The 24,398-nt window shown below is 44.8% G+C and carries 24 protein-coding genes; all 24 read right to left on the reverse strand.

Annotated elements, in window-relative coordinates; genetic code table 11:
- Positions 1–85: 85 nt before the first annotated feature.
- Positions 86–2,593, reverse strand: a complete 2,508-nt coding sequence (gene secA, locus PSTEL_RS23980) for a preprotein translocase subunit SecA (RefSeq protein WP_038699252.1) — start codon at positions 2,591–2,593, stop codon at positions 86–88.
- A gap of 159 nt (positions 2,594–2,752) precedes the next feature.
- Positions 2,753–3,877 (reverse strand): RNA-guided endonuclease InsQ/TnpB family protein, encoded by a 1,125-nt coding sequence (locus tag PSTEL_RS23985; protein WP_038699254.1) that lies wholly within the window; start codon positions 3,875–3,877, stop codon positions 2,753–2,755.
- Between the two features lie 520 nt (positions 3,878–4,397).
- Entirely contained in the window at positions 4,398–4,949 is a 552-nt protein-coding gene (gene hpf / locus PSTEL_RS23990) for a ribosome hibernation-promoting factor, HPF/YfiA family (protein WP_038699256.1), read from the reverse strand.
- 317 nt (positions 4,950–5,266) lie between these two features.
- Positions 5,267–5,464 carry a cold shock domain-containing protein gene (locus PSTEL_RS23995; protein ID WP_038699258.1) on the reverse strand — a complete coding sequence of 66 codons (198 nt, stop codon included), beginning with the start codon at positions 5,462–5,464 and terminating at the stop codon, positions 5,267–5,269.
- 261 nt (positions 5,465–5,725) lie between these two features.
- Positions 5,726–6,913 (reverse strand): UDP-4-amino-4,6-dideoxy-N-acetyl-beta-L-altrosamine transaminase, encoded by a 1,188-nt coding sequence (pseC, locus tag PSTEL_RS24000; protein ID WP_038699260.1) that lies wholly within the window; start codon positions 6,911–6,913, stop codon positions 5,726–5,728.
- A 30-nt stretch (positions 6,914–6,943) separates the two neighbouring features.
- Positions 6,944–7,891, reverse strand: a complete 948-nt coding sequence (locus PSTEL_RS24005; protein ID WP_038701598.1) for a dTDP-glucose 4,6-dehydratase — start codon at positions 7,889–7,891, stop codon at positions 6,944–6,946.
- Positions 7,892–7,901: 10 nt separating this feature from the next.
- Positions 7,902–8,948 carry a pseudaminic acid synthase gene (pseI, locus tag PSTEL_RS24010; RefSeq protein ID WP_038699262.1) on the reverse strand — a complete coding sequence of 349 codons (1,047 nt, stop codon included), beginning with the start codon at positions 8,946–8,948 and terminating at the stop codon, positions 7,902–7,904.
- Positions 8,949–8,951: 3 nt separating this feature from the next.
- Positions 8,952–10,013: a UDP-2,4-diacetamido-2,4,6-trideoxy-beta-L-altropyranose hydrolase gene (pseG, locus tag PSTEL_RS24015; protein ID WP_052098924.1), complete on the reverse strand. Its 1,062-nt coding sequence runs from the start codon at positions 10,011–10,013 to the stop codon at positions 8,952–8,954.
- Positions 10,014–10,068: 55 nt separating this feature from the next.
- Positions 10,069–10,488: a GNAT family N-acetyltransferase gene (locus tag PSTEL_RS24020; protein ID WP_169744625.1), complete on the reverse strand. Its 420-nt coding sequence runs from the start codon at positions 10,486–10,488 to the stop codon at positions 10,069–10,071.
- Positions 10,489–10,557: 69 nt separating this feature from the next.
- A complete protein-coding gene (locus tag PSTEL_RS24025; protein WP_038699266.1) occupies positions 10,558–11,286 on the reverse strand; it encodes a cytidylyltransferase domain-containing protein in 729 nt (242 codons plus the stop codon).
- Between the two features lie 115 nt (positions 11,287–11,401).
- A complete protein-coding gene (locus tag PSTEL_RS24030; RefSeq protein WP_038699268.1) occupies positions 11,402–13,393 on the reverse strand; it encodes a glycosyltransferase family protein in 1,992 nt (663 codons plus the stop codon).
- 29 nt (positions 13,394–13,422) lie between these two features.
- The gene (locus tag PSTEL_RS24035) at positions 13,423–14,436 is read right to left on the reverse strand and encodes a UDP-N-acetylglucosamine 4,6-dehydratase family protein (RefSeq protein ID WP_038699270.1); all 1,014 of its coding nucleotides are present in this window, start codon (positions 14,434–14,436) and stop codon (positions 13,423–13,425) included.
- Positions 14,420–16,321: a motility associated factor glycosyltransferase family protein gene (locus PSTEL_RS24040; RefSeq protein WP_038699272.1), complete on the reverse strand. Its 1,902-nt coding sequence runs from the start codon at positions 16,319–16,321 to the stop codon at positions 14,420–14,422. The genes PSTEL_RS24035 and PSTEL_RS24040 overlap by 17 nt, the downstream gene beginning before the upstream one ends.
- Positions 16,322–16,330: 9 nt before the next feature.
- The gene (locus PSTEL_RS24045; RefSeq protein ID WP_038699274.1) at positions 16,331–16,909 is read right to left on the reverse strand and encodes a DUF8042 domain-containing protein; all 579 of its coding nucleotides are present in this window, start codon (positions 16,907–16,909) and stop codon (positions 16,331–16,333) included.
- 275 nt (positions 16,910–17,184) lie between these two features.
- Positions 17,185–18,003: a flagellin N-terminal helical domain-containing protein gene (locus PSTEL_RS24050; RefSeq protein ID WP_038699276.1), complete on the reverse strand. Its 819-nt coding sequence runs from the start codon at positions 18,001–18,003 to the stop codon at positions 17,185–17,187.
- A 114-nt stretch (positions 18,004–18,117) separates the two neighbouring features.
- A complete protein-coding gene (locus PSTEL_RS24055) occupies positions 18,118–18,519 on the reverse strand; it encodes a hypothetical protein (protein WP_169744626.1) in 402 nt (133 codons plus the stop codon).
- The gene (fliS, locus tag PSTEL_RS24060; RefSeq protein ID WP_052098926.1) at positions 18,512–18,901 is read right to left on the reverse strand and encodes a flagellar export chaperone FliS; all 390 of its coding nucleotides are present in this window, start codon (positions 18,899–18,901) and stop codon (positions 18,512–18,514) included. The genes PSTEL_RS24055 and fliS overlap by 8 nt, the downstream gene beginning before the upstream one ends.
- 21 nt (positions 18,902–18,922) lie before the next feature.
- On the reverse strand, positions 18,923–20,356 hold the full coding sequence (fliD, locus tag PSTEL_RS24065; protein ID WP_038699282.1) for a flagellar filament capping protein FliD: 1,434 nt from the start codon (positions 20,354–20,356) through the stop codon (positions 18,923–18,925).
- A gap of 29 nt (positions 20,357–20,385) precedes the next feature.
- Positions 20,386–20,754 (reverse strand): flagellar protein FlaG, encoded by a 369-nt coding sequence (locus PSTEL_RS26530; protein WP_052098929.1) that lies wholly within the window; start codon positions 20,752–20,754, stop codon positions 20,386–20,388.
- Between the two features lie 27 nt (positions 20,755–20,781).
- A complete protein-coding gene (csrA, locus tag PSTEL_RS24075; protein WP_038699284.1) occupies positions 20,782–21,024 on the reverse strand; it encodes a carbon storage regulator CsrA in 243 nt (80 codons plus the stop codon).
- A complete protein-coding gene (gene fliW, locus PSTEL_RS24080) occupies positions 21,005–21,451 on the reverse strand; it encodes a flagellar assembly protein FliW (protein ID WP_038699286.1) in 447 nt (148 codons plus the stop codon). The genes csrA and fliW overlap by 20 nt, the downstream gene beginning before the upstream one ends.
- Complete coding sequence (locus PSTEL_RS24085; RefSeq protein ID WP_038699288.1) at positions 21,448–21,843, reverse strand: DUF6470 family protein; 396 nt, start codon at positions 21,841–21,843, stop codon at positions 21,448–21,450. Before PSTEL_RS24085 ends, fliW begins: the two co-directional genes overlap by 4 nt.
- Before the next feature lie 45 nt (positions 21,844–21,888).
- A complete protein-coding gene (gene flgL / locus PSTEL_RS24090; protein ID WP_038699290.1) occupies positions 21,889–22,776 on the reverse strand; it encodes a flagellar hook-associated protein FlgL in 888 nt (295 codons plus the stop codon).
- 19 nt (positions 22,777–22,795) lie between these two features.
- Positions 22,796–24,370, reverse strand: a complete 1,575-nt coding sequence (flgK, locus tag PSTEL_RS24095) for a flagellar hook-associated protein FlgK (protein ID WP_038699292.1) — start codon at positions 24,368–24,370, stop codon at positions 22,796–22,798.
- Positions 24,371–24,398 lie beyond the last annotated feature (28 nt).

The following is a 24,398-nucleotide window of genomic DNA, read 5'->3' on the forward strand; positions in this document are numbered from 1 at the left end:
TTTCCTATAATTATCAGAAAACGGCTGAGCCGCTAACGGGAATCCCCCCGGCCCAGCCGTTCTTGTCAATCCGGTCACTTAAGACTTAAGCGTTCTGCCCGTGGCAGTTCTTGAACTTCTTGCCGCTGCCGCAAGGACAAGGATCATTCCGGCCGACTGTGGCGCCCACGGCTACGGGACGCTTCTCGGCAGGCTCGCCGTTCGTGGAGATTTTGTTCTCCTCCACAACCGACTGGCGCTGCTGATTGGTCTCGATGTGAGCCTTCATAATATAGGTCGCCACTTCTTCCTGAATGCTTGCCGTCATGGCATTGAACATCTCGAAGCCTTCGAACTGATATTCGCGGAGCGGATCCGTTCCGCCGTAAGCACGAAGGTGGATACCCTGGCGAAGCTGATCCATGGCATCGATATGGTCCATCCACTTGCTGTCAACGGCGCGCAGTACGATAACCTTCTCGAACTCACGGACAAGCTCCGAACCGAGACGTTCTTCGCGGGCGGAGTATTTCTCCAGCACCTTCTCGAAGATAAATTCCACAATCTCTTCCGCTTCCTTGCCCCACAGATCGTCACGGGTCAATACGCCTTCGTCAAGCAGCTTGCTATTGACATAATCGGCTACTTCCTGAATCTCCCAGTTCTCGGGGATATCGTCGCTGCAGTGAGCCTGCACAACCCGTTCGATTACTGGCTTGATCATTTCCACAACAACGTCCTTGATGTTCTCGGACTCCAGAATTTCGCGGCGCTGCTTGTAGATAATTTCGCGCTGCTGGTTCATGACGTCGTCATACTGCAGGACGACTTTGCGGATGTCGAAGTTATTGCCTTCGACCCGCTTCTGCGCCGATTCTACAGCGCGGGTAATCATCCGGCTCTCGATCGGCTGATCTTCTTCAAAGCCAAGTCGTTCCATCATATTCAGCACATTGTCAGCGCCAAAACGCTTCATCAGCTCGTCGCCCAGCGACAGATAGAACTGTGTGGAACCCGGGTCGCCTTGACGTCCCGCACGTCCGCGCAGCTGGTTATCGATCCGGCGCGATTCATGGCGCTCGGTGCCGATGATATGCAGGCCGCCAACCTCGGCTACGCCTTCACCGAGGATAATGTCGGTACCGCGTCCCGCCATGTTGGTCGCAATGGTCACCGTGCCCGGCTGACCGGCGTGGGAAATAATTTCAGCTTCCGCTGCGTGATGCTTCGCATTCAGCACCTGGTGCTTCACGCCTTTGCGCTTCAGCATTTCCGAGACCAGCTCGGAGTTCTCGATGGAGACCGTACCGACCAGCACCGGCTGGTTCTTCTTATGGCGCTCCACGATTTCTTCAACCACGGCGTTGAACTTGCCTTTCTCGCTCTTGTAGACGATATCAGGCATGTCCGCCCGGCAGTTCGGCTTATTCGTCGGAACCTGGAGAACTTCCAGTCCATAAATCTTCTTGAATTCCTCTTCCTCCGTCTTCGCCGTACCGGTCATGCCAGCCAGCTTGCGGTACATACGGAAGTAGTTCTGGAACGTAATGGTGGCGAGCGTCATGCTCTCGTTCTGCACCTGGATTTCTTCCTTGGCTTCAATCGCCTGATGCAGACCGTCGCTGTATCGGCGGCCGGCCATGAGACGGCCTGTGAACTCATCGACGATAACAACCTCTTCATCCGTAACGACGTAATCAACGTCGCGGCGCATAATAACATTCGCCTTCAGAGCTTGTACGATATGATGGTTCAGCGTGACATGGCTGTGGTCATACAGATTCTCGATGCCGAAGGCTTTCTCGGCGAGCGCAACGCCTTTTTCGGTAAGGGCGACCGATTTCACCTTGATATCTACCGTGTAGTGCTCTTCCGCCTGCAGCTTCTTCACGAAGCGGTCAGCAGCGTAATAGAGCTCCGTCGACTTCTCGGCTTGTCCGGAAATAATAAGCGGTGTCCGGGCTTCGTCGATCAGAATGGAGTCAACTTCGTCAATAATGCAGAAATAGAGCGGACGCTGTACCATCTGCTCTTTATACAGCACCATGTTATCGCGCAGGTAGTCGAAGCCAAATTCATTGTTCGTGCCGTACGTAATGTCGCAGGCATAAGCTGACTGTTTATCCGCATGGTCCATGCCGTTCAGGTTAACCCCGACCGTCATGCCCAGGAAATTATAGATTTGTCCCATTTGCGCGCTGTCGCGCTGGGCCAGATAATCATTGACTGTAACAACGTGAACGCCTTTGCCAAGCAGAGCATTCAGGTATACCGGAAGCGTTCCAACCAGCGTCTTACCTTCACCGGTCTTCATCTCCGCGATCTTGCCCTCATGCAGCGCCATCCCGCCAATCAGTTGCACATCAAAGTGCCGCATTCCAAGCGTACGCTTGGAGGCTTCACGCACCGTTGCAAAGGCTTCTGGAAGAAGCTCTTCCATCGTCTCGCCTTTCTCGATACGAGCCCGGAACTCTTCGGTCTTCGCCTTCAGCGCCTCGTCGGAGAGTGCCTCGAATTCCGGTTCCATTCCATTAATAATTTCGACCGTCTTCATCAGACGTTTGACATCGCGTTCATTCGTGTCGCCGAATATTTTTTTAACAAGTCCTAGCATGGTTAACCGTTGCCAAAAACCTATAAAAATCGATAAGCTTTGTTTAGTTCCTGCTTCATCGTGTCCGATTTGGCCAAAGGCTACTTTCGTTTGGTACAACACTCCACAGGCGTCAATTCGGGTACAACGAACCCTACATATTAACAGGTTTGTGTTATTTCATCCTGCTAATGTTCCATAGTTGGCTAAATTGATCGCCGCATTTAAATCCCGGTCGATTTCGCGCCCGCATCCGCAGGAGTAGATTCGATCGGATATTTTCAAATCCGACTTAATCTCTCCACAGAAAGAGCATCTCTTCGATGACGGGAAGAAACGGTGGGCCTGCATGAATTGAATCCCGTGCTTTTCACACTTATACTTCATTTGCCGGATGAATTCATGAAAGGACTGGTTCGCAATTGCTTTAGCCAAATAACGATTTCTGAGCATCCCATTAATGTTCAAATCCTCCATGACAATAACGCAAGGCTTGGTCTTCGCGATTGCGGTAGTTGTCTGATGCAGGTAATTCAAACGGATGTTCCGAAGTCGTCTATGCAGGTGTCGTACCATATTTTCGATTTTTATAGTGTTGCCTGTTTTGACAAAACGGTTTCCCTCCTTATTCATCTCGTATTTGCGAGAAGCCCTTCTCTGCAACCTTTGAAGGCGCTTCTCGATCTTTCGCACTCGCACTGTCTTGTTGATGTTCGGAAAGACTTGTCCCGCTGACGTTACCGCCAAGTAATTAATGCCCAAATCAATCCCGATTACGTGGTCCGTTAACTCTTCCTTTCGGATGTCCTCCTTAATTCCGACAGACACATACCAATACCGCCCGTCATAAGTGACATGAGGATTAATGTATTTGACGCCGATTGGAATTTGCTCGGATGTCTTCATCCAACCGACCTTCTCAATGAGAACGAACTTGCCTTCCTTTACCTTCAGTTTCAGATTATCATTATAGAAACTCGGTGTTGATCTCTTTCTCGTCTTGAACCTGGGGAACCTGCTCTGCCCTTTGAAGAACCTTTTAAATGCTTCGCAGGCATCTTTCACCGCTTGTTTGGCTACGTTATTCGATACCTCAGATAACCAGTTAAACCCGTCAGACTTCTTGAGAATGGTAATTTCTTTACGCAGATCGTTATCAGATAGAAACTTCCCGCCATTCTCGTAGTTCACCTTCTGCCTGATCAGCGTCCAGTTGTAAGCCCATCTGGCGGTTCCCGCCGACTTCCATAGTTGTGCTTCCTGCTCCTCAGTTGGGTGAAGTCTGACTTTTCTCGCTAAAATCATCCTCCATCAACTCCTTGTTATCTAGCTTACATAAGCTTAAGAATAAGTCAAGTTGTTGTTGGGAGTAAGACTTAGAAACCCCTACGAAAAGACTTGAGAAGGCCAAAATTGTCTATTCCCCCGATTGTACAGCGTTCGTACGGCTATTCAATCTTTGCTGCATATTGTCTGCTATTGTACCACTTTAACTTAAATCCCACCTTGCTTACAGGGTGTATGGACATGATAACGCAGTACATGAAAAACTAAGCCCATATAAGGTTTTATGGTTTTTTATTTGTTGCCTTAACCCCTTTCATGCAACACAGATGGTGGAATCTAAAGCGTATCCTCCCAACGTTGAAAGGGCCGCAAAACACCGTCGATTCCGCTGCTTCATAAATTGTAACAGTTTGTAAGGGAAGCCGCAATATAAGCAAAAATCCCCCGTATCTATATATATACGCACAAGAGCCCTATTCGCTTCACACGAATAAGGGCTCGGGATCATTTTTTTATTAGAGAAGCTTACTTACTCCATTTAATCCTGTTCGATCAAGCCGTACTTGCCGTCATTCCGTTTGTACACAACGCTTACTTCGGAGGTATCGATATTGGAGAACACAAAGAAATTATGTCCCACCATATTCATCTGAAGTATGGCTTCTTCCACATCCATCGGCTTCAGAGTGAATCGCTTGTTGCGCACAACCTCCAATTCATCATCCTGTTCTTCTACAGCTACATTGCTGCCCGAACCACCTTCCACAAAGAGTGTCTTCAGACTGCCTTCCTGGCGGAATTTGCGGTTGAGCTTGGTTTTGTGCTTGCGGATTTGTCGCTCCAGCTTGTCCACTACACCGTCAATGGAAGCGTACATATCATCGCTGCGAACTTCCGCACGAAGCGTGACGCCTGCAAGCGGGATCGTGACTTCCACCGTATGAAGACCCCGTATGACGCTAAGCGTTACGAAACCTTCCTGGGTAGGGGGTGCATCGAAATACTTCTCAAGTCTGCTGAGCTTCTTATCAACATACTCTCTCAAAGCGTCGGTCACTTCAATTTGTTGACCTCGAATGCTGAATTGCATGGGCACTCCTCCTTTGCACCTTCATTTTACCATAACGTAAGCGCCGTGTAAAAAGTTTAAAATTGTGTAAATCCGCTTTCATGTGCAAATTGATCCAGCATGTGGACATCAGCTAAACTCCGGTCGAAATCTTGCCGAGGATGTTGCGAAATCCCTCTTTTGCGGTTGTTTTTCTTCATTTTCAGAATGCTCAATCTTGGACGAACACTTCCTGATCACATCAAAAAAAGATCCCGGAAATTCCAGGATCTTTATTGCTAGCGTCGTCTCAATTTGCTAACCATCTACCGTATATGTAGGTCGGCTAAGCCGGATGATTATAATTTGATTACGTTAGCTGCTTGTGGTCCGCGTGCGCCTTCCACGATGTCAAACTCAACGGATTGTCCTTCTTCCAGCGTTTTGAAGCCTTCGGATTGGATCGCGGAGAAGTGAACGAATACGTCGCCGCCTTCTGCAGTTTCGATGAACCCGTAGCCTTTTTCTGCGTTAAACCATTTAACTTTACCTTCCATTGCTTGAACATTCCCTTCATTATCAAATGAACGTGAGTCTCGCTCACAAGTCTGACTATACCACCGTAACTTCTCCATTGTCAATTGGAATAGAAAATGTTTACCTTCAAAAAAATGGAATTTACCAATTCGTTTGTCAGCCGCAGTTTCGTATCCCCTGAAAAGTGAAGGTATCAGTGTTAGCGCAGTTACTTACGATTACCCGCGAAGGAAGGAGGTGAAACATTGGCTCGTTATTTTTATAAATGCTTCTGATCTAAGCTAATTCCGGTAGTAATCAAAGATTAATTTAACGGTTGTACACACATCATCGATATCTTTTTCACGCATCTTAGGGAAAAGCGGCAATGTTATAGATGTCTCATAGTAATGCTCTGCTTCCGGACAAATCCCCGCTTCATAACCTAGTGATTGATAATAAGGTTGCAAATAAACCGGGTAATAGTGAATGTTGACCCCAATATTCATCTCTCTGAATTTCTCGAAAATCACTTTGCGAGAAGCTGTAAAATACTCCGGTAACCAGCGGAGAACATATAAATGCCAGCTGGAGTTGGCGTTAGGATGCTGATGTGGAAGGACAAGACCCGGTAAATCCTTGAACTCGTCATTATATATAGCGGCGATCTCTCTCCGGCGGGCCACAAAATCATCCAGCTTGTCCATCTGCGAAACGCCAAGAGCTGCCTGCAAATCCGTCATTCGATAGTTATAGCCTAGTGAATGCATCTCATAGTACCATGGGCCGTCGTTTTTAATAAGCTCTGAAGGTTCCCGGGTCATTCCATGACTTCGGAATTGAAGCAATTTGCGATAGTACTCTTCATTATCGGTAACAATCATTCCACCTTCACCAGTTGTGACATGTTTCACAGGATGAAAGCTAAACATCGTCATATCCGCCCATGCGCCAATTTTACGTCCATTGTACTCAGCACCCAGCGAGTGTGCAGCATCCTCGATTACCACTAAATGATGATCCTTCGCAATAGATCGAATTTTGTCTATTTCTGCCGGCTGTCCTGAAAAGTCGACAGGAATGATTGCTTTTGTGCGACTGGTAATCTTGGGCAAAATCTGAGCCGGATCAATATTATATGTCAGAGGATCGATATCGGCAAATACTGGCGTCCCACCTTGATACAACACACAGTTGCTGCTAGCCAGAAAAGTAAGTGGCGTCGTAATTACTTCATCGCCTTGACCAATGCCGGCTGCGAAACAGGCGCCATGAAGCGCAGCAGTTCCGTTTGCAAAGGCAACTCCAAATTTGGCTCCGGCATATTCTGCTACCTTGGATTCAAATCGCTGGATAGACGGACCCTGAGTGATAAAATCGCTCTTCAATACATCAATCACTGCGTTAATATCAGCTTCATCCAACCACTGCTGACCATAGGGTAGAAGTGTCGATCTTATAGGTTTAAGTTCATCATTCTCTACCGTCATTACAGTCTCTCTCCTCTCCCGCAATTTCTGTCAGCTCAGTCCACCCTGTCGAATCCATTCCCTGGTCTTCTCAATTCCCTGCCGCAGTGTCACTTCCGGCTTCCAGCCAAGCAGTTCCTCTGCCTTGGTGGAGTTGCATAGCAGTTTTTGAATTTCGCTCTGCGGGTGGATATGCGGCACATGCTTAATCCGCTCCGAGGATCCAACAATCAGCAGCGCCAGTTCGTTCACACTGATGTCTTCTCCCAATCCAGCATTCACGATCTCGCCGTCCACAGCACTGTTGAATCCAGCCGCAACCACGAAGCGTGCACAGTCCTCAACGTACAACAAATCACGTGTCTGTGTGCCTTCCCCATAAATATTCAGCATTTTCCCGTCCAGATCATTCTTCAGAAAAATCGCAACTACTCCACCTTCACCACCCGTCTTCTGAAACGGCCCGTACGTGTTGAACGGTCGGATAACAACCGTTGGCAGTCCATACGCATGATAATAGGACAGCACCATATTCTCTGCGGCAACTTTAGCTCCTGCATAAGGTGAAGCCGGCTTAGTCGGGTGAAGCTCGCTGATTCCCGATTCGTCCGTGCAGCGGTCATAGACCATGCAGGTGCTCATAAAGACCACTTTCGTATTGTATTTTCTGCACTGCTCTAATATATAGAATGTTCCTACTGTATCATTGTTAAAAGTCGTTCTTGGGTCGTCAATGGAATCTTGTACATTTATCGAGGCCCCAAGATGATAGCAGATCGAGAAGCGGTTCTCTTCGAACAAGTTGGATAACAACTCTTCGTCCAGAATGGTTCCTTTAATAAAAGCTTTAAAATTGGGATTACCCTGAAATTCGGCAAGATTCGACTCCCGTCCATTCGACAAATCGTCCAAAATCCATAATTGATGGCCCTCGTCCAATAGGCGCTTGGCGACCCAGCGACCGATAAAACCGGCTCCGCCAGTGAGCAGGATGTTCATGGATTTCATTTTATATAACCTCCCAAGTCAACGGTGTACCCTTTTTAACTTCTTTCGTTATAACTCGTCCCAATAATTGATCTAAGTATTTAGTTGGCAGGCCCATGCCTGGCCGGATTGCTTTAATATTGTCACGGGATAAAATATCCCCTGGCTTCAAATCCTTCGAGATATACAATGATCTCCGAAGCTTCAGAGATTCACGTTCCCGCTCGGTCACTCCATAGGTAATTTGTCCAAGCGACTGCCGCGCCCGTTCCGTTTCTAACACAAGGGCCTTCATTTCTTCCGGCTCCATAGAGAAAGCAGAATCCACTCCTCCATCAGATCGACGAAGAGTAAAATGCTTCTCGATAACCGTTGCCCCAAGCGCCACACTAGCTACCGAAACGCCGATCCCCATAGTATGGTCCGACATCCCTACTGGACATTGAAACAGTTGTTCCAAATGTGGCAAGGTTAGAATATTCGTGTTTTCAGGCGTGGCTGGATAAGTGCTTGTACACTTGAGCAGAACCAAATGTTCACAACCAGCTCGTCTCGCTTCTCGAACCGTCTCATCCAGTTCGGCTATCGAAGCCATACCGGTCGAAATGATAAGCGGTTTTCCTGTAGCAGCTGCTTTACGGATAAGCTGAATATCTGTGTTCTCAAAGGATGCGATTTTATATGCCGGTGCATTTAAGGATTCTAAAAAATCTACAGCTGTCTCATCGAACGGCGTGCTGAATGCGATTATTCCCAATTCCGCACATCGGTCAAAAATAGGCTTATGCCATTCCCATGGTGTATAAGCCTCCTGATAAAGATTATATAGAGAATTGCCCTTCCACAAACTGTTAGGGTCCTCGATATAAAAATCGCCTTCATGAATATCCAAGGTCATGGTATCAGCCGTATAGGTTTGAAGTTTTAGAGCGTCCACTCCCGATGCCGCTGCTGCCTCTACGATTTGCAATGCTCGATCTAAAGATTGATTATGGTTTCCAGACATTTCAGCAATAATGAATGGTTTATGTTGCTTTCCGATCGGGCGACCGCTAATTTGAAATTCCAACGACTATTCCTCCTTCATAAATTCGACTATAGGATGATTGATGTTATCTCGAAGCTGACGCATATAAAGAAGTGCATTATCGCTTTTGGTGCACACTTCTTCAAAATTTGACGAAATACTATGCAAAAAGTCTATTACGGTATATCTATCCGTTGAACTGCTTTCTCCCAGATTCCAAATCAGTCCGAGCCGTTCGGCTTCCTTTGTTGGCTCTATTTGATTGTCTGCTACAGTAATTACGGCTGAAGGAACCCCCATAAAACAACGCTCCCACATCGTAATTCCTCCGGCTCCAACAGCTAGGTCAACTTGTGATAGAATTTCGGCCATATTAACCTGTTCGTAATAAGTAACATTTGTAGTATCTATAGTAGATTGTCGGATCAATTCACGTTTTTCATTAGCCGGTCCTGCCACAATGTGGAAATGAAGCTTGTTTATTTCGCCACCTGCAATTTTAATTCCCTCTAGCAGCTTACCGATCTCCCCTGTTGGGTCACTGCCACCAAAATTAACTAGTATTTGTTGAACGGTTCCTGAATGTTTGTGATTCTTGTAATAAGAATAGAACTCATCCCGCAGCAATAAAAAAGAGGGTCCCAAAAACAGCCGGCATCCCTCATTCAACAATGGGTTATAACGTGTATCCATATTAGAGTACAAATTTTGATCCAGGATTGCATTGCACTCATGAAGCCTGTTAGCTAAATCATCAATAACAAAGATTTTACGTACATAGGCTTTAAGACTTCTCTCCCAACGAGCATCAAGCCCATAATGATCCACAACCAACCAATCCACAGAAAGTCCAACTAAAAGTTCAGCGGTCTGCATGGCATCCAAGCGATCATCTACTACCCCGTCAATTCGGGAACTGACCAATTTTAGCTCAAAACCGAGTCCTTGGATCTTCTTATTCAGGGCTTCAGGAAGATCAGAATTACAGATAAAAACCACATGTACAGATGTGGTAGAACGTAATTTTTGCATAAGTGTCAGACAACGCATCACATGTCCGATTCCAATAAGCGCCGATGCATCGGTTCGTATTGCAACAGTGTTCATATTGCCCTACCTTCATACTAGTCATTTGTTTTAAACTTTGAATCAATTATTACCTCTAGCAATGATAGTCCATAAATAATTCATTTTTCTGAAAGCCAGCCTTATGAAAGGCTTTGAATGAAATAACGTTCTCCGACTTGATATAAGCTCTTAACGTGACGGCACCAAAGAGCTGCTTACAAATCACAATTGATTCCTTAATTGCCATAAATCCAAACCCCTTCCCACGCTGTAATTCGTCTATGGCAATACTAATAATAACTAGTGACGGTTCCTTTTGCTCCAAACGAAACATACCTACAAGTTCATTACAATCATTAAGTATAATAAAAATCCTAAGGTTGTTATTTTCCAATGCCTTTTCTAGCCAACCTTTATGATCTTCCCATTGAATTAGGTCACTATGAAATGAATAATCTCTCACACTTGGTTGATTTCGAAGTTCAAACAAAAACCGAGCATCTTCATAAGTCACAGCCCTAAACTGCACAGTTTTCACCCCAAATAATCATATTTACATTATCCTCATAATAACTTGTTGCTTCTACTCACCTAGTTTCTTTTGCACAACGTTGGCGTTGATCAACGCCAACTCCGGCTTCTCCCAGAACAGACGTTGAACATCGTCCCAATAAAAAATGCGGCCCTGATACAGCTCGTGATAAACACGAGAAATTAATTCCCAATCTTCCGGCGTATCGAGAGTTAAACGGTACTGCGAACAGTCAATTTCATTGGAATAATGATGAATCCGAAATTCCCCAGGATGCTGATATAGATACGGGGTCACATGCTCATGTTCATACTCTAATGTGGCACTTTCAAAAGCTGCCTTCAATGCCTTAAAACTGAACACCTCCGTATCCATACCTCTTGGAAAAGTACCACTCAGGCTACTACTGGAATAATCATAGCTATTCTGTAAAAAATGCTTAATAACTGCGTCGGAAATCTGAGGATCCAGCAAGGGACAGTCTGAGGTAATCCGCACAACAACATCAGCCTGAGATATTACAGCCGCTCTATAATAGCGCTCCAACACATCGTCTAGGCTGCCTCTATAACAGTAGACACCGTATTTCAAAGCCTCATCCTCAATCGACTTATCTTCTTCACGATTAGTTGTTGCAACTATGACCTCGTCTACGGAATCAATCGCAAGACTCCTTGTAATCACATGTCCGAGTACTGTTCGATCTACTAGTGTCTTCATCACTTTACCGGGAAGTCTAGTTGAACTCATACGTGCTTGTATAATGGCTACTGTTTTCAATTCCTCACCTCCAATGCATTCAAAACCTTTATAAGACAGGAGGAATACCTATCAAACCTGGACTCGATTACAATTTCCAATAATCTGCCAATTAATATTGCTTTACTGAAAGTCTTTAGATCATTTTCTTAGCTACCACTTGCATCTGCCCCAAATACTCTTTACCTGAACTGATCTTCAAAATCTCGAACCCAAACATTTTCAATAATACGCCCATTGAAATATGATCATATAGTACTACATGTAACGGCGGATCCAAATGCCGCCACTTCTCTTGTTCAAAATAGCTTGCAGTCGAACTGATATTGGGTGTATTAAGGACTAATAAACCGCCTGATTTTAGGATATATTTTACATTTGTAATAAAGTCCTTGGGATCAGGTATATGCTCAATCACATCCCATGCTGTTACCACATCGAAATATCCTTCGTCAAACATACCAGCAGAAATCGTACCTGTAGTGATATCAAGTCCATATTTAGTTCTAGCTACTTGCGCAGCTTGATCCGAAATTTCAATGCCCTTAACATCCCAATATCGAAGCTTGGCTTCATTTAGAAAATGTCCAGTAGAGCAGCCAATATCCAGCAATTTACCCTTAGGATAGCGCAACGAAGCACTCAAATAGTTCTCAACTAAATCCATTCTGTTTTCATTAGCGTTGAGTATTGCAACATTGATATTGTCTAGCTTCGAGTCCCACCCCATCTTTTCCCGGTGGTTCTTGGAGTAATAGGTTCTATTATAAAAATCATCCAAGTATTCTTCTGTGGGCATAGGATTCATAAATACCGTACAGCAATCCAAACAACGGTAATGCTCTGTGAGAAAATTGTCATGACCAAGGATGGAGTATAGCGGATCAAACTCAGTCCCTCCACAAACCGGGCAAACTTCCGCTTTCTGCTTATATTTCTCAATATTTTGAGAATCTTGCATCATATTAGTTGAATGCTCCTCAATAGCAGAGGAAATGCAATTGATAATCTCCTCCGCTCTGTGCTTATACGTGTGTTTTTGAATGACTTCTTGATACAGATCTTGAACAATTTCCTTGCGCTCCTGTGGATGAGTGAGATAATAATCTCCCTTGACAGCCATTTCCTCCAAATTCCTAAAACTGACGAACTCCCAATGGTCCGGAAAGATCAATTTCATATCTTCTTTATAATCGCTTAATACAAAAGCTTGAGAAGCAAAACCATCAAATACTCGATTATTCACGGAACTTTCCAATTGGAGCGATGAGACATTCAGATTCAGCGGGTAGCTCTGATATACTCTGGTTAGTTCAGTATAGGGTACTGGATTATGGAAGTGAACAGCTGGTTTGGACCATGGACTTGCTCCATAAATATGAATATCCACACCACCAATAGAATCCAGAACATGTTTCCGCATTACTACACTGCCTTTGGCATGAATCGGATAATAAACCTGCGCCCAGAACACCTCAGGCTTAACGGTAAATAAATTTCGTATGAAACTATATTTTTCTTCCTCAAACGCTGCCAGACATAACTTCAGTACCGGAACATCAATATTCCGCAGCTTCGAAGCAATAATGTCCTCGACAAAATCATTAATTCTGTGATCCTGACTGACGGATCGATTTGCAATATCTTTTATCGTCCCGACAAAAGCGATGGCAGATTCCATAACAGGGAGTTCAGGGATCGGCTTGAATATTTCAGGATCGGTCGCTAGCATAATAGGGTATGCATTTTTATAACCGCTGCTTTCAAAAATACCAAGAATCAACCTATCCCAAATAAAATGGTGATAAAAAGCTTCATGCTCCGTTATTTCAGCAGACAGTTGAGCAGATAAGGAAAAAAATATATTATCATAGTGCAAGCAGATCAGAGGGAGCCCCATTTTTCTCAGCAAATATTGTCCGTCGGTATCCATTATACATCCGACAAATCCGTATGAGACGCAAAAATCTGGTTGAAAATCAATCAATTCTCTAGTTTGCTTTTGTCCAAATCCCGAATTCACGTGAATCACAGTTACATCATGATTCAACTGCTGAAATCCGCTAATGAATCCATCCATAACATGAGGCGCAATAATCCCGTTCCCTTTAATTACAGCGATTTTCAAACGATCCCTCTTTTCCGGAAAGAATCTCTCTAACTTAACAGATGATCCCGATGTAATAACTCTTGAAGCTCCTTCCGATTAATTGGCTGCACTTCATGCGAGCTATATCCCTTTGTTTCTGCCGGTTTAGCATTAATGTAATCTTTGGGCTCCAAAAAAGGGTTGAGAATAATGTACATCTCTTTCGTTTCCAAAGCGTGTACCGACTCTTCTTCTGTCATAAGCTCTTCATACATCTTCTCACCAGGACGAAGCCCAATACTCTCAACTTCAATATCCTCAGGGCTAATATTTAATACATGAGATGAACTTTGAATAACCACATCGGCCAAATCATTCAGTTTAATGACGGGCATTTTTAAAACAAATGTCTCTCCGCCTTGAGCCAATTCCATGGCTTTCATAGTTAATTCCGTTGCTTCTTGCAGCGTCATCATAAATCTGGTCATCTCTTTGCATGTTACTGTGATTTTACGCTTATGCTCAATTTGCCATTTGAATAAAGGAATGACCGACCCTCTGGAACCCATAACATTGCCAAAACGGACCGCTGCAAATATGGTTTTCTTCGAACCAGCTTGATATTGAGCCGCTGTGAAGAGCCTTTCAGCCATCAACTTCGAGGCACCATACGTATTTGTGGGAGAAATTGCTTTATCTGTACTCGTAAAAACGACCTTTTTAGCATTACAAGCAAGCGCAGCCTGAATTACATTCTGTGTCCCGATAATATTGGTTTGAACCGCTTCAAAAGGATTGTATTCGCATGCTGGGACATGCTTCATGGCTGCTGTATGGAAGACGTAGTCGATATCCTGCATTGCTCTTTCCACTCTCGCATAATCACGAACATCTCCAATGAGAAAACGAATGTTAGTGAATTCCTTATACTCTTGCTGCAATTGAAATTGCTTATACTCATCTCTACTAAAAATGCGGACCACTTCCGGATGATCTGCCAAAATATGCCGGAGCAAGCTTTGACCAATGGTGCCCGTTCCGCCGACCAGTAAAACCTTCTTCCCACTAAACCAACCGTTCATTCGTATCACCTCTGATCTCTGTAGATAAAATGTCCAGATGATCCAGTGTATTCTTCAGCAATTCTTGCAGCTCCGGCAGAAACTCCTTAAGTCTGGCCAACAAATTACCCAAGTGTTCTGATATTAATTCCGCCTTTTTCAAGGGATCTTGTGTTTCAACTATCATAGGTATATATCTCTTATAAATATTCATATGATGACCTCGTGTGAAAGCAAAAAACACGGTAAAGGTCTCTCTATTGGTGATCCATTTCCATAATTCATCCACTTTGTTTAGATTTTTATTAACTTTAGCTCTATTTCGCGCAGAACTATTCTTCTTCATTATCTCGACCGTCTCCAACATAACCTTAAGCTTCTGTTCCACAGTTTTGCTTTGCTTTAAAATATAGTCCAGTTTGGTTTTCATCTGTTCCAGTAATTTCACTTGGTTGTCCTTTGTAGGTGATTCAATCCGCACTGCAACGTTAAAATCTCTGCTTGGCAATTCAAGTAATTCAGTAATCAGATCATCCAAAGCCCTGTACTCTGTTCCTTCAATATGTGCTCCCCTCCTAGAAGCATTAGTGAAGGATAAGCCATTTATCATTTCCAGTTTTATCAAAACTTCCAAATCTCTCAGAGTTATATGCATTTTTAGTGTTGTCGGGTTTTCTCCGCCATCAACATTGGGTACGAACAGATTTGCAGCTTCATCTAATTGTTTTTTTTGTAATTCCACAGGAATATGCGCAACCCCTGGGGTATAAAACTGGTTTTGTGGATAAGACAAATCCTGCCCCATTAGTATTATCTCTGTAGCTCCCATATATCTTGCGGCTTGGATTGCGGTTCCTGTTACAGTAGACGTATTCAAGAATTTCGGAATCGAATGATTTGACCACAAATAATTGCTAATTAAGTCACGAGTAAACAGCGCGAACACCATTTCACCTTTGTAGATCTCCAAAATATCTGAATTAATTTGCGGGATAAATAACAACGGCACTTGACTAGTATCGATATTCTCAAAGACGCGAAGGTTAGGCTCCCCTCCGTCCATAGAGACCACTAAATGCGGCTGAATCCCATTATATTGCAAGGCCTGTATGCTTGAACCAGCGGCAATAATCAGGCACTTATCTTTCAACTGTTTCAGATATGAGATGTCCTCTTGCAAAGAAGGGCCGGATCCTACAACAATCGCCTTGCTCCCTTCCCATGCATTCTCAAGCAAATTGACAGACGACGATATAATAGTGTGACGCATGTTCTTTAATACATTTGTTATCCACAAATTTTGAAATGTAGTATAAGTCTGGAGATTTCCAATTTGGTCAATCATCGAATCCTTGAGATCATTTGATAAATCCTCAAAAGTTTGCATAAACAGTCTTTTGTATATAGGGGGTATAGCTGTAACTAATCTGTTCGATACCAAGTAAGTCGAGATTTGATTGGCTATCTGCTTCAAGAAAAGCGGATTTTCTCCTACCGCTACCAGTTTAATTCTAGAATCTGAAAACATCTTGCTTATATCACGAGTTCTAATCATCTGATTAAAAACGATTATGCTTGGTTCACAAACATAAACCTGAACAACCTCGGACAACTCCAGCAGCGCCTCCAAAAAATAGCCTAAGCCGATTCCGAACAGCAGAACATGTCCAGATGATGTAACCTCGCTTTGAAGTGTAGAAATCCAGTTTCTGGCTTCCGCTGTCGCATTATACTTGCTATGCAGAAAGTATTCCTGTCTGTCTACGGTCACAACCATATTGGTTTCATTATTCTTAGTTTCCGTTATGGTACACATCGGATCATTTATGTCATCATCTTCAATAAGTGAGATTAAACTAGGGTAGTTTTTTTGAATGAACCTTTTATTTTTAGTTAGAAAGCTCATAATTCTCTCCTAGTCCCTATGACGTGAACGGAAGTTCTGCAACAATGGAATGATTTCGTATTGAATCAAGTCTCCTACCGCTACAAAATTCTGAACCTGCAGACTGCTGTCAAGTTCTCTCACTATTACTTCCAGTGTATTGACGATCGCCAAGTACTCTGGTAAATCTCTCCCCTCTTGCTTCAGCAGTTCCGATTCAAATTCTAAGGCTTTGAAAATCCAGTCTAAACCTTGTATGAAGCTTGAGAACTGACTCCAGTGTTTCTCAGTTAAATCCCCATAAAAACTCCGCGCTACATCAATCGAAGCAGGAAGGAAACGGTCCAAGTACTCATCCAATTCTTCTTCAGTCTGTTGTATACTTTCAGCTTTAGAGAGTGTTGTTACATTTATTGCTTCTAACTCATCCAAATTCGCAATCATGAACTGTTCATATCCGTCAAATATTGTCTTATCATTAACTTGGACACAGTAAATCAAGCGCTGCCGTTGAGCAACTTGCGCAGTCGCCATCTTCCACCACTCATCCAATGATTGATAGTTCGATTCAATCTCTCTCGTCTCTTGCTGATCGATCATTACTCTCATATCATATCCTCACCTTTACATGTTCTTATAAATAATATATCGGCCAATTAGCAATGTTACTGAATATTGTAGAATTCCTCTTTTTAGTTTGACTATATCATAGATGCTATGTTCTAACTATTCCAGACCTATAGAGCAACTCCACTAGAGAGCATTGTATAATCGACTGTTATGGGAATCGGTAGACAAACGAAGACCCAGTACCATTTCTGGTACTGGGTCTTCGTTTGTTCGTCTTTTAGGACTTGTCTTGTAGAACTCATTCTAAGCGTTAATTATCCCAAGAGTTTAAGTACAGCCTGAGGCGCAGAGTTGGCTTGTGCCAGCATTGCAGTGCCTGCTTGAACCAGAATTTGGTTCTTGGTGAATGCCGTCATCTCAGTAGCCATATCAGCGTCCTTAATGCGGGAATTAGCCGCCGACAGGTTTTCGGAAGTTACACCCAAGCTGTTAATGGTGTGCTCCAGACGGTTTTGGTATGCACCAAGGTTGGCACGAGTTGTCGAAACTTGCTCGATTGCAGTTTTAATTGTGGATAATGCTGCTGCTGCTGCTGCGGAAGTCGAAATATCCAAAGCATCAATACCAATAGAACTAGCCAGCATGGAACTCAATGTTACTTGAAGTTGTTCGCCGGATGTTACTCCGATTTGGAAATTCACGCTTGCAGTGGTTCCGTTCAGCAGCTTCACACCGTTAAAGTTGGAATTAAGTGTAATGCGGTCAATTTCTTTTACAAGTTGATCTACCTCAGCTTGCAGGTTGTCACGGTCAGTATCTTGGTACGTACCATTAGCCGCTTGGTTAGCCAGCGTGTTCATACGTTGCAGCATGGAGTGAACTTCAGTCAGATCACCTTCAGCCGTTTGCAGGAGCGAGATTCCGTCTTGAGCGTTGCGTTGAGCCTGGTTCAAGCCGTTGATTTGGTAAATCATTTTTTCGGAAATTGCCAAGCCGGCAGCGTCGTCAGCAGCGCGGTTGATACGGTAGCCGGAAGACAGCTTTTCCATCGTCTTGCTCATTTGTGTGTTGTTGAAGCTGAGATTGCGGTTAGCGTTAATCGCGCCAACGTTAGTGTTAATAAACATACCCATCGTAATCATCCTCCGTGATTTGGTTGATTTGCCACGTCCTTGTGGCCTACTATATATATCGGTGGATTAGTGATTTAGTTTAGTGTTTTTTATCTTTTTCGAGAGGAATTTGTACTATTTTTTTTCATCAAAGTATAATGGGACCTGATCCGTATTTGCCATCCCATAATACGCATTCATCAGCTTGCGCTGAGACCTAGTCTGCTTAAGATTGGTGCCAACATGGGCACTGGAATTTTCTATATTCAATGTTGTCGAGTCTATACTGGAAGCAATCTCTCTCAACAGGGATGCTATATTCTCCGATTCAGTAATGCCGACTCCTATCTGGATTTCCTCCAGTTGTTGTGTGAATGCATTCCATTCCTGGACCGTACGGTCAAACAGGGAGAGGAAATCCTCCCTCTCCCTGTCCAATGTTGCAAGCTCCAATTGTCTCTTTGAGCACTCAAGCATCCCTATGAGAACTGCCTCCAAATGGCTATCTGGTGCACCCCCCTTATTATGATTAGCCAAGGGTACCACCCTTTCCGATCTGTTCCCAAGCAGATTTTAATTCCTCAAGCATACTCACAACTTCATCGATCCCGGAACTCTTCTTCTGAATATTGCTCTCTATCAATCGGTCGATCATATAGAAATATAAATTCTTAAGATTGGCTGCAAGCTCCCCACCTTCTTTTATATTTAAGGAAGATAGCAGCTCATAGATGATATCCTGTGATTTCTGCAGATAGAGGTTCGTATCCGAAATGTTATTCGCAAGCATCGCTTCCCGAGCTTTACCGGCGAACTGTATGGCTCCATTATAGAGCATTAACGTTAGGCGGTGTGGCGAAGCGGTTTGATATTTATTCTTCTGATAGGCTTGATAGCCCGTAAGATTGGGTGATGCCAAAGGGATCAGCCCCCTGTTTCGTTAGTCTGAAGATTTCGTGAAGCTGGCCAGAATACTCGATACATAGCTTTTCTGATTGTTTAAGCTGGACATCACGACTTCGAGATTGGCATACTGCTTCTTCAACGACTCTTCTCGTTGATCCAGACGATCGCTCATGTTTTGTATGGATTCACTAAGATAAGTGATCTCCGAATCATAGCCTTTGATTTTGGAGGTAATCAATCCATCCACACTGTTATTCCAGGACTGCAAATTATTCTTGAATAAGCCACCCATTCCAGTTGAGGTCGTTGTCCCCCCTCCGGTGGTTGTTGTGATCGTTCCTCCCAGCAATTTTTGCACCCCTGCAGGATCTTCCAGCATTTTGGCCTTAAAGGCGTCAGAGTCAAAAGTGATTTTTCCGGTCATTAAAGAGGCACTGGTAACTCCCTTATCAATTTCAAGCCCAATGTCCGAGAGCAGATTTAATCCTTTAGTTGTTCCAATAGGTGTATTCATCCAATCATTCAATTGACTCATCAAATCACGAAGCATTGGATCACCTTGCAATGTAAGTGAAAGAGAACCATCGTCATTTTTTGTGGATTTAGTGGTGTTATTCCGAATCGTCGTCACGATATCATTGTAGGCCGAAACAAAAGTATTGATCTTACTGATGATGCTATCTGTATCCTGAGCTACCTTTACTGTCGAAGATCCCGTATTAGTTAGAGTTAACGTAACACCAGGAATGGCGTCATTCACTTCATTTGTACTGCTATGAACTTCAATCCCATTAACAGTAAAGACGGCATCGGTAGCCTCCTGCTGAGGGGTAGCAGGAAATCCCCAGAATGATCCAGTCTCTGTAATAGCAAAGCTGCTGGCTTCACCTGTACTTTTTGAAGTCAAGACAAGCCTTTGTTCGGTGCTCGAAGTTTGAACTATAGAAGCCGTAACACCGCTTGAGGTTTGATTGATTTTCGCCGCGATTTTACTAAGAGCCGTATCCATGTTCAGATCTTGATTGTCAAATTCCGTAAGATCAATGCTGGTTCCATCACTAATAATAAGTTCAGCGCCGGTCAGTGCTGAATCAAACTTAATTTTTGTTCCCTGATCGTCTACAATTTTTACAGCGGAGCTCCCTGAAACCTGTTGTGTTGCTAATGAGGTCACATTCACCGAGTAAGTCCCTGCAACTGCACTATCTCCGGCTGTAACTGCCAGCTTGGTCGTATCCGAACTGGTTGCCGAGTTTTTGGTAAAAGTACTCAAATCCGAAAGGGCAGTTGCCGCATCTTTCAGGGTGGCCATTTTTGTATTTAACGCTGTGAAGAAGTTCTTGTAAGCTGTTGTATTGTCTTTTTTGGTCTGCAGATTGGTCAGCGGGACCTTCTCTTGTTTCATAATCGCTTCTATATATGCCGCGGAATCAAATCCGGATGCCAGTCCTGTTATGCTTGTCGACATTCGTAAATCTCCTCCTTACATCTTGAAATTTAAATTTTTTCATCAAAAAACATTCCGACCAGTTCTTTCATTTTTACCGACAGATCAATTAGAAATTCCGGGGGTAGGCTTGTCAGCACCTCCTGCGTCTGTTGATCCAGTACCTCAACATAGAGCTGCTCGGCTTCGTCATTGTATTTGAAACGAAGCTCTTTGCCAGAGCTGGCAATGGATTCATTCAGTTTCTTAATCTGTTCTTCGAATTTCGCCTGTTCTTCCTTTGTCTGCTCGCTCCGTAACTGCGATTTTTGGTTAGGTTCCTGATGATCTGTAGTAGAAGAAGTCGCCTTGATGTGAGCCACGGTACTGACTGTTCTCATTTTGTCCGTTTGAAATGAATTAAACTTGCTTATCTCCACTTACACCATCCCCCACCTACATTCAAATTAAGTAGATCTATAATTTTTCAGCAGGTTAAGGATTTGTTCTTGCTGTAGTTGTCCTGTTTGTTCCTTAGCTGCCATATTCTCAGCAACTATTTCCTGATACAGCTCCTGTCGCAACACCTGAACGTCTTTCGGAGCAACAAAACCTAGCTTGATCTGATCACCTTCGATGCCCAAAATTTGGACCTGAATATTGTTGCCGATTACCACGGATTCACCGATCTTACGTCTCAGCACCAACATTAAGTCGTCCTCCTTCCGGGTTCAGCGGATAACGGACAGGCAGTTTCTGATCTTTGATAATATACTGGCATCCCTTATGAGAATAAGGAGATAGCAGAACGGGTGCCAGCAGGTTGACGTAAAGCCCTTCTTCCTGAATATTGACAACCACCATGACCCCTACATCATCAGGTGAATTCAAGGCCAGAAGTTCAATAATATCATCCGTAATCTGAAAGCTGTAGTCCACCACGGCTTCCTGAACGGGGAGCAGAAAAAAACTGACCTCTTCCTCAAGCGCATGCAGAAGAAAAAAGGGGGTTCCCTCCATAGGGAGGAACGCGTACTCGCTAATATTGGAAACACCAGGGATGCCCGCCTCGAATTTATAAATCTGACTGTCATCCAGCTCCAGAGTGCCGTATGTCTTGCTGTTGATCTGTCTCATCTGGGGAGAACTCCTTTCGGATCCACATGGATTTCCGGTGGATAGATGCGAAAATCAATGTACACGCCTTGGCTCGGCAAGGCTTCGACAGTGACCTCCTTCTGGCCGCTCCTCATATATCGGGAATGGGCGATTGCGCCAAACACATTTTTTTCGCCGGCGGCCAGATTAGCCATACGGTCACCTTCCTGAGCCTTGATCGCAATATTCTCCAAGCCCTGGCTTCGGGCCTCCTGTTCCAGATCTTTCATGAGCGACTGCGGCCGTTTCAAGTCCAGATCGTTGTACACGCTGGTCCAGTCCGTTGTGAGCTCTGCCGGTCGAAGGCGAACGGTGAGTTCAGCCGGAATATATTTTCCCCAAGCACTAGAATCGATGCCTGTCGACCTCATGCCGCCACCTCCATTTCATCCGGAAGGAATCAAATCAAGTCATTTTTATCTCAAAAAATCTAGTAAAGACGTCTGCATTATTCTCGCCCCGGTTGACAACGCCGACTGAAGAACGACTTCCTTCATCTTCAAATCCGTAATTACCGTTGGCACATCCACATCTGCTACATTTGCCCGCATTTCCTTCAAATTGGTCTGCTCACTCGTTATACGGTTCTCCATTAATTCGAAACGGTTCATGCGTGCTCCGATCTCCGCCCATCCAAGGGAAAAGCCGTCAGCGACAGTATCAATCTTTCCAAGGCTGGCACTGATAGCAGTCGTATCATTGGAATCCAGAGCAGTGGCCAGATCATCCAGAACCTTAAACGCATTATCCGTTCCCGCCTTGCCGAATATATCCTCACCGGTAAGACTTACCGGCACCTTAACGGCAGGACTGACATAAAGACTGAACGTACCGGGATCCGTTGATTCTCCCGCCGCACCTGCTACGGTATATGGGGCTTGATCCGTCTTCTGTCCGTTGAATAAATATCGGCCGTTGTAGGTGCTGTTTCCGATCGTCACCAGTTGCTCTTTCAGCTGTTTGATCTCCGCAGAGATGACCTTGCGCTGCTCGGCATCATAGGTGCCGTTCGCCGCTTGCAGCGTAAGTGTACGCGCACGCTTCATAACATCGGATGCCTGCTGCATAAGTGCGTCCATAGTCTTCAGGATCTCCGACCCGGTCTGGGCATTGTTCAGAAATTCATCGCTACGGGCAAGATCCGTGTCGTACCGCATCTGATAACCGACGCCGATCGGGTCGTCGCTGGGCTTCGTGATCTTTTGCCCGGTTGCCAATTGATTCTGCGCCTTGGTCATGCCTTCGTTAATCCTCTGCAGATTGTTGACAAGCTGCATATTCTGCATAGCCCCTGTTACACGCATTATTCATATCCTCCTAATCTTAGCGGCCTACAGTTCCCATGCCGTTAATGATTTTGTCGAGCATCTCATCAACAGCCGTCATCACTCGGGCAGATGCGTTGTAAGCCTGTTGAAAGCGAATCATATCCGATAATTCCTCGTCCATGGACACCCCGCTCACGGATTGGCGTCTTGTCTCCAAAGCCGAGGTCAAGTTCGTCTCATTATTGAAATTCCGCTCAACATTCTGTGCACGAAGTCCCAAATCTCCCGTAAGGGCCCGGAAGTAATCGTCTGTCGTTCCTTGAGACAAGGAGGTCAAGTTGGCAGGGAATTGGAAGACAGCATCCCGAAGGCCAACAATCGCGCTTGCGATATCGCTGTTGCCCCGGATCGTCTTATTGACTCCGCCTACCGTCTCGTACTTGGAAGAGGAAGCAATCTTGTCCGTGTTGCTGACGATATCGGGGTTCACCGCGAGGTTATCAATGGTGAAGTCGCCGCCATCCGATGCAACAAAGAAAGGAGTTCCGGCGGTCGCCGGATCGGACAATGAGTATCCCAGCTCGTGAAGCCCGTTGAAGCCGTTTACCATCACCGTCATCGAAGAGGTGACAGTGGAACCCGCCGGAATAGTATTTCCCGCCAGGATTGTCGTGCCGTCGGACAATGTTACGTCATTAAGCGCCGTCATATCCTTGGAGGTCATATATCCATTATCAAGCGTAACCTTGACCTGTCCGGTTACAAGCGTTTGGACCATGCCGTTCAGCTGATTGCGTATAGTATCGACTTCCTGAAGCGACTTCACATACCCATTGAGCTGTCCGCCAGTAGCAGTCTGGGCATTGGCGGCGGTCAGTTCCGTTACGTTAAGGCCATCAACAACATTCACACCGGCGGAAGTAATGCTGACCATGCCATCCGCGCTCTCCGTTACCGAAACATCCACAATAGTGGACAGCTTGTCAATCAGCAAATCTCTTTGGTCGCGATAGTCGTTGGCGTTGTCGCCCAAGCTCTCATTTCTGCGGATAATGTCGTTCAGTTTGGCAATGTTATTGATCAAATCATTGGCTTCGGTCACTTTCTTCCCGATATTGGCATTTGTGTCAGTTGTAACATTATTGAGAGACTCGCCAATATGCTTGAGGGTGTCCGAAAGATTCTGCGCCGCTCCCACAACGGATACACGTGCACTCAGAAGCGAAGGGTCGCGGTTAAGCGTCTCCCATGAATTCCAGAAATCGTCCATCACGCTGCTGAGTCCGGTATCCGAGGGTTCGTTGACGATGTTCTGAATTGAGGTCATCGTCGTATTCAATACGTCGTAAGAACCGAGCGCCTGATTCTCCCGGCGATACTGAAGATCCAGATAGCTGTCTCTAACTCTTGTAATGCTGTCATACTCAACGCCCGTCCCCAATTGGCCTGCAGCCTGACTCTTGGTCATGCCCATTTGCCAAATCGGACTTGCAGCCGAGATATTGACTCTTTGCCTTGTGTATCCTTCCGTATTGGCATTTGCAATATTATGACCCATCGTCTGCATGCTTACGGTGTTCACCAACAATGCTCTTTTACTGGTTTCGAGACCATGGAATGTAGATGTCATGAGAATGCAACTCCTTCATTGTTCGAGC

Origin of the sequence: Paenibacillus stellifer, assembly GCF_000758685.1 — a bacterium.
GTDB classification, from domain to species: domain Bacteria; phylum Bacillota; class Bacilli; order Paenibacillales; family Paenibacillaceae; genus Paenibacillus_AQ; species Paenibacillus_AQ stellifer.

Bases quoted from the DNA above. Each gene is read 5' to 3' on its own strand.
- secA (WP_038699252.1), bottom strand. From the start codon at position 2,593: ATGCTAGGACTTGTTAAAAAAATATTCGGCGACACGAATGAACGCGAT.
- PSTEL_RS23985 (WP_038699254.1), bottom strand. From the start codon at position 3,877: ATGATTTTAGCGAGAAAAGTCAGACTTCACCCAACTGAGGAGCAGGAA.
- hpf (WP_038699256.1), bottom strand. From the start codon at position 4,949: ATGCAATTCAGCATTCGAGGTCAACAAATTGAAGTGACCGACGCTTTG.
- PSTEL_RS23995 (WP_038699258.1), bottom strand. From the start codon at position 5,464: ATGGAAGGTAAAGTTAAATGGTTTAACGCAGAAAAAGGCTACGGGTTC.
- pseC (WP_038699260.1), bottom strand. From the start codon at position 6,913: ATGACGGTAGAGAATGATGAACTTAAACCTATAAGATCGACACTTCTA.
- PSTEL_RS24005 (WP_038701598.1), bottom strand. From the start codon at position 7,891: ATGAACATCCTGCTCACTGGCGGAGCCGGTTTTATCGGTCGCTGGGTC.
- pseG (WP_052098924.1), bottom strand. From the start codon at position 10,013: ATGAACACTGTTGCAATACGAACCGATGCATCGGCGCTTATTGGAATC.
- PSTEL_RS24035 (WP_038699270.1), bottom strand. From the start codon at position 14,436: ATGAACGGTTGGTTTAGTGGGAAGAAGGTTTTACTGGTCGGCGGAACG.
- PSTEL_RS24040 (WP_038699272.1), bottom strand. From the start codon at position 16,321: ATGAGCTTTCTAACTAAAAATAAAAGGTTCATTCAAAAAAACTACCCT.
- PSTEL_RS24045 (WP_038699274.1), bottom strand. From the start codon at position 16,909: ATGAGAGTAATGATCGATCAGCAAGAGACGAGAGAGATTGAATCGAAC.
- PSTEL_RS24050 (WP_038699276.1), bottom strand. From the start codon at position 18,003: ATGGGTATGTTTATTAACACTAACGTTGGCGCGATTAACGCTAACCGC.
- fliD (WP_038699282.1), bottom strand. From the start codon at position 20,356: ATGTCGACAAGCATAACAGGACTGGCATCCGGATTTGATTCCGCGGCA.
- csrA (WP_038699284.1), bottom strand. From the start codon at position 21,024: ATGTTGGTGCTGAGACGTAAGATCGGTGAATCCGTGGTAATCGGCAAC.
- fliW (WP_038699286.1), bottom strand. From the start codon at position 21,451: ATGAGACAGATCAACAGCAAGACATACGGCACTCTGGAGCTGGATGAC.
- PSTEL_RS24085 (WP_038699288.1), bottom strand. From the start codon at position 21,843: ATGAGGTCGACAGGCATCGATTCTAGTGCTTGGGGAAAATATATTCCG.
- flgL (WP_038699290.1), bottom strand. From the start codon at position 22,776: ATGCGTGTAACAGGGGCTATGCAGAATATGCAGCTTGTCAACAATCTG.
- flgK (WP_038699292.1), bottom strand. From the start codon at position 24,370: ATGACATCTACATTCCATGGTCTCGAAACCAGTAAAAGAGCATTGTTG.